Here is a 4,058-nt window from a genome sequence, read left to right on the forward strand (position 1 = left end):
TCGCCGCGGTGCCCCGCTGGTCGCCCGGGAGCATTTCCTGTTCATTAATCTGAACCCATGATCGGTGTCACCCGCGTCGATGACGTCTTGACCATCGAGCTGCAGCGGCCCGAGCGGCGCAACGCGCTGAACTCCCAGCTTGTCGAGGATCTGCGGGAGGCTGTGCAGACGGCGTCCGGGGCCGCCGTTCGTGCCATCGTGCTGACCGGGCAGGGCACGGTGTTCTGCGCCGGGGCGGACCTTTCCGGCGACGCGTTCGCCGCCGACTATCCCGACCGGCTGATCGAGTTGCACAAGGTTATTGATGCGGCGCCCATGCCGGTGATCGGCGCGATCAACGGCCCCGCGATCGGCGCGGGTCTGCAGCTGGCGATGCGATGCGACCTGCGGGTTGTCTCTCCTGACGCGTTCTTCCAATTCCCGACGGCTAAATACGGTCTGGCGCTTGACAACTGGAGCATTCGCCGGCTGTGTTCGCTGGTCGGCCACGGCCGCGCCAGCGCGATGCTGCTGACCGCGGAGAAGATGACCGCCGAGACGGCCCTGCAGACCGGGATGGCCAACCGGATGGGGACAGTGGCCGACGCCCAGGCCTGGGCCACCGAGATCGCCGGCCTGGCGCCGCTGGCGTTGCAGCACGCCAAACGGGTGCTTCACGACGACGGCGCCATGGACGAGGCCCTGCCGGTCCACCGGGAACTGTTCGACAAGGCGTGGGCCAGCCAGGACGTTGTCGAAGCGCAGGTGGCCCGGGTGCAGAAGCGGCCGCCGAAGTTCCAGGGCGCGTGAGCCGATGCTGCGGGGGGCGCTGCGGCTGGCTACCGGCACGGCCACGTTCGCGGCCGGCGGGTGGGCGTTGCGTGCGTTGCACGGCGCGCCCGCGGCGCTGGGCGCGGGACCGTCGGAGATCCGTGCGGTGGCCGACGGCTCACCGCACTGTCGCGACGGGGTGTTCGTCAACCTCGAACCCGGGTCGTTGTTGAACCTGACCCGCGAGCAGAAGTGGCTCTTCCCGCGTGAGATGGTCGAGGGCCGCGTCGCCAGCCGGCCCGCGGCGCCCATCCCGCTGGCCGCGCCCGAGGCGCTGGACGGCCGTGCCGGCGGGTTGGGGGTCAGCTGGTTCGGCCATGCGACGGCGCTGCTGGACGTCGACGGGTATCGGGTGCTCACCGACCCGGTGTGGAGCGAGCGCTGTTCGCCGTCGGATGTCGTCGGCCCGCAACGCATGCATCCGCCGCCGGTGGAGCTGGAGGCGTTGCCGGCGCTCGACGCGATCGTTGTCAGCCACGACCACTACGACCACCTCGACATCGACACCGTCCGCGCGCTGGCGCGCACCCAGCGGGCGCCGTTCGTGGTGCCGCTGGGCGTCGGGGCGCATCTGCGCGCCTGGGGTGTTCCCGACGAGCGCGTCGTCGAATTGGACTGGCACGAGCGGGCCCGGGTCGGCGAGCTGACGCTGGTGTGTACGCCGGCGCGGCACTTCTCCGGGCGTTTCGTGCACCGCAACGCCACGCTGTGGGCGTCGTGGGCGGTGATCGGCCCGAGTCATCGCGCCTATTTCGGCGGCGACACCGGCTACACCGCCAGTTTCGCGCGGATCGGCGCCGAGCATGGACCGTTCGACGTGACGTTGATGCCGGTCGGCGCGTACAACAGGGCGTGGCCGGACATCCACATGAACCCCGAGGAGGCGGTGCGAGCGCATCTCGACGTGGGGGGCGGGCTCCTGGTGCCGATCCACTGGTGCACGTTCCGGCTGGCGCCGCATCCGTGGGCCGAGCCGGTCGAGCGGCTGCTGGTTGCCGCTGCTGCCGCCGGCGTCGCGGTGGCGGTGCCCAGGCCGGGGGAGCGGGTGGACCCGGCGGCGGTTGGCGACGTCGAGCCGTGGTGGCGGTTGTAGGCTCGGCGCCTTGATGACGGGATGCCTGTCACAGGAGTCCCGGCGCGGCGAGGATGTGCGGTTGTGCCCGCCTCTGCGCGACAATTGCGCAAAAGCCCTGGTCGGCGCTCGCGTCGAGCAGAGCTATTCGTCGAGTGTGCGGTTTCCTACGCCAGCGTCGGCGTGTCGCGTACGAAACCGCACACTCGACAGATTTTCCGATGCTCACACCGGAGCGCAGCCCCTTGAACGCCCATAGCGACAACGGCGTCATCTGGGACCGAGGTAGCCGTTGCTGGCAACGCTAGTAAGCCGCAGCGGAGTAGCACATCACGTGCTACCGTAAGCCCGTGGAGGCAATCGGAGTCCGCGAGCTGCGCCAGCACGCATCGCGCTACCTCGCCCGGGTCGAAGCCGGCGAGGAGATCGGCGTCACCAACAACGGACGGCTGGTGGCCCGACTCGTCCCTGTGCAGGTTGCCGCACGGTCTCGCGCAGCACTGGTCGCCGCAGGCGCGCTGATTCCGGCGCGCAACCCACAAAACCTGCTGGACGTCACGCCCGCGCCCGCGCGAGAACGCACGCGCACACTGTCCGATGTGCTGCACGAGATGCGCGACGAACGGTGATCTACCTGGACACTTCGGCTCTGACCAAGCTCCTGGTCGCCGAGCCGGAGACACCCGCACTGCAGACCTGGCTCCACGCGCAGCACGGCCAGGGTGAGTACGCGGTGACGAGCGCGATTGGCCGGGTCGAGTTGATGAGAGTTGTTGCCCGGTATGGGGAACCGGGACAGGCTGAGCGTGCTCGATACCTGCTCGGCGGACTGGACATCCTCCCGCTTTCCGAACCCGTGATCGCGCTGGCCGAAACAATCGGCCCGGCCACCCTTCGCACTCTGGATGCTCTTCATCTCGCGGCCGCGGCCCAGATCGAGCAGGAACTCACCGCGTTCGTCACCTATGACCGGCGCTTGGTGGACGGCTGCCGCGAGGTTGGCCTGGCAACCGCATCACCCGGCGCTACAGTCCGCTGAGTAATGACTGATGTAGCAGGCGAACCCGGCCCTGCGCCGAGCGGTCAGCGGATCTACGCGACGTCGGCGGCGCGTTCGGCGATCGTCAGCGCGTGAACGTCTTGGCTGCCGCTGGAACACCGCTAATCTGCCGGCCCGCGACAACCATCGAGGGCCGCTACCCGGTGCGTGGTGCTGGGACATCCAGGTCGGCTCCCCGGGCGACTCGCCACGGCTCAAAAAGATGTATCAGAACATCATCCTCATCTGCGAAGCGGCTGTCTGTCGGCCTCTTTGTCCGGTTGGGGTGGGATCCAGCGGCGGGGCCGGATGACGTTCGCGAAGGCCGACGCCGACGAACGTGACTCGTTCGACGCGCTTCGCGCCGGCATTCTCCCGGCGTGTGCTGCTATGGAGCCGAGCAGGGGGCTGGGCCAACCTGTTTCCCTACGAGGCCGACGCCGCGCCCTGAACAACGCGGGTTCTGCAGTTGCCACGAAAAGCGTTGGGCGGGCGCCTCTGCGACGGCGTCAGGTGACCCCTACGGCGACGGTGACGCGTCGTCGGATGCTCGACAACTGATCGGGTGTGATCCGCGAAGAGGTCGGGTTGACGCGGTGCAGCGCGACGCTCGTGACGTGATGAGCGAGCGCCCAGCATGTCGTCTCGGCGCCGTTGTCGTCGTCCGGGTCGATCCGCTCGGCAAACGAACGGTGCGCAAGACCCTCATCTCGCGTCAACGGCACGACGAGCGTGTCGGGGTATTCCTCGGGGAACAGCTCGTCATCCTCGACCACCACGGCTGGGCGTAGCCGGCTTGGTTCGTGGCCCAACGCACCGCCACGCCAGTCGACGACGACGATGCTGCCGGCGGTATAGCGGCTCACGGAAGATCAGCCAGCGGCGTGCCGAACTCGTCGAGCTCGCTGCGGGCCTCGGGGTGCTCGGCGAGATGTGACATCACCCGTTCGCCGTCTGCGCGGATCCCTGCCCGCCGTACGTGCCGCGCCTCGGCTTCGGCGAGTTCCCGAACGTACGTGCTCAGCCCCTTGCCCCGCGCACGGGCGGCGGCCTCCAGGGCCGCTCTATCTTCGGCGTCCAGCCGGATGGTCAATGTCTGTGCCATACACGGTACTGTAGCACTGCAGCGTAACACGG

At 68.8% G+C, this 4,058-nt stretch carries 6 protein-coding genes; 4 read left to right on the forward strand and 2 right to left on the reverse strand.

Annotation, left to right across the window (positions count from 1 at the left end; translation table 11 throughout):
• The first annotated feature begins 57 nt into the window (after window positions 1-57).
• The 4 genes from ABDW21_RS09490 to ABDW21_RS09505 all read left to right on the forward strand — a co-directional run bounded on the left by ABDW21_RS09490 (window position 58) and on the right by ABDW21_RS09505 (window position 2,921).
• Window positions 58-789 (forward strand): enoyl-CoA hydratase, encoded by a 732-nt coding sequence (locus ABDW21_RS09490; RefSeq protein ID WP_343602012.1) that lies wholly within the window; start codon window positions 58-60, stop codon window positions 787-789.
• Between the two features lie 4 nt (window positions 790-793).
• Complete coding sequence (locus ABDW21_RS09495) at window positions 794-1,903, forward strand: MBL fold metallo-hydrolase (RefSeq protein WP_343602014.1); 1,110 nt, start codon at window positions 794-796, stop codon at window positions 1,901-1,903.
• A gap of 329 nt (window positions 1,904-2,232) precedes the next feature.
• Window positions 2,233-2,511, forward strand: coding sequence for a type II toxin-antitoxin system Phd/YefM family antitoxin (locus ABDW21_RS09500; RefSeq protein ID WP_343602016.1), 279 nt, complete (start codon window positions 2,233-2,235; stop codon window positions 2,509-2,511).
• Window positions 2,508-2,921, forward strand: coding sequence for a type II toxin-antitoxin system VapC family toxin (locus ABDW21_RS09505; protein WP_343602017.1), 414 nt, complete (start codon window positions 2,508-2,510; stop codon window positions 2,919-2,921). Before ABDW21_RS09500 ends, ABDW21_RS09505 begins: the two co-directional genes overlap by 4 nt.
• A gap of 509 nt (window positions 2,922-3,430) precedes the next feature.
• Here the strand turns inward: ABDW21_RS09505 and ABDW21_RS09510 are convergent.
• Complete coding sequence (locus tag ABDW21_RS09510) at window positions 3,431-3,787, reverse strand: type II toxin-antitoxin system PemK/MazF family toxin (RefSeq protein WP_343710347.1); 357 nt, start codon at window positions 3,785-3,787, stop codon at window positions 3,431-3,433.
• Complete coding sequence (locus ABDW21_RS09515; protein WP_343710348.1) at window positions 3,784-4,026, reverse strand: DUF1778 domain-containing protein; 243 nt, start codon at window positions 4,024-4,026, stop codon at window positions 3,784-3,786. The genes ABDW21_RS09510 and ABDW21_RS09515 overlap by 4 nt, the downstream gene beginning before the upstream one ends.
• Window positions 4,027-4,058 lie beyond the last annotated feature (32 nt).

It is taken from the genome of Mycobacterium sp. (assembly GCF_039583805.1).
Classification (GTDB): domain Bacteria; phylum Actinomycetota; class Actinomycetes; order Mycobacteriales; family Mycobacteriaceae; genus Mycobacterium.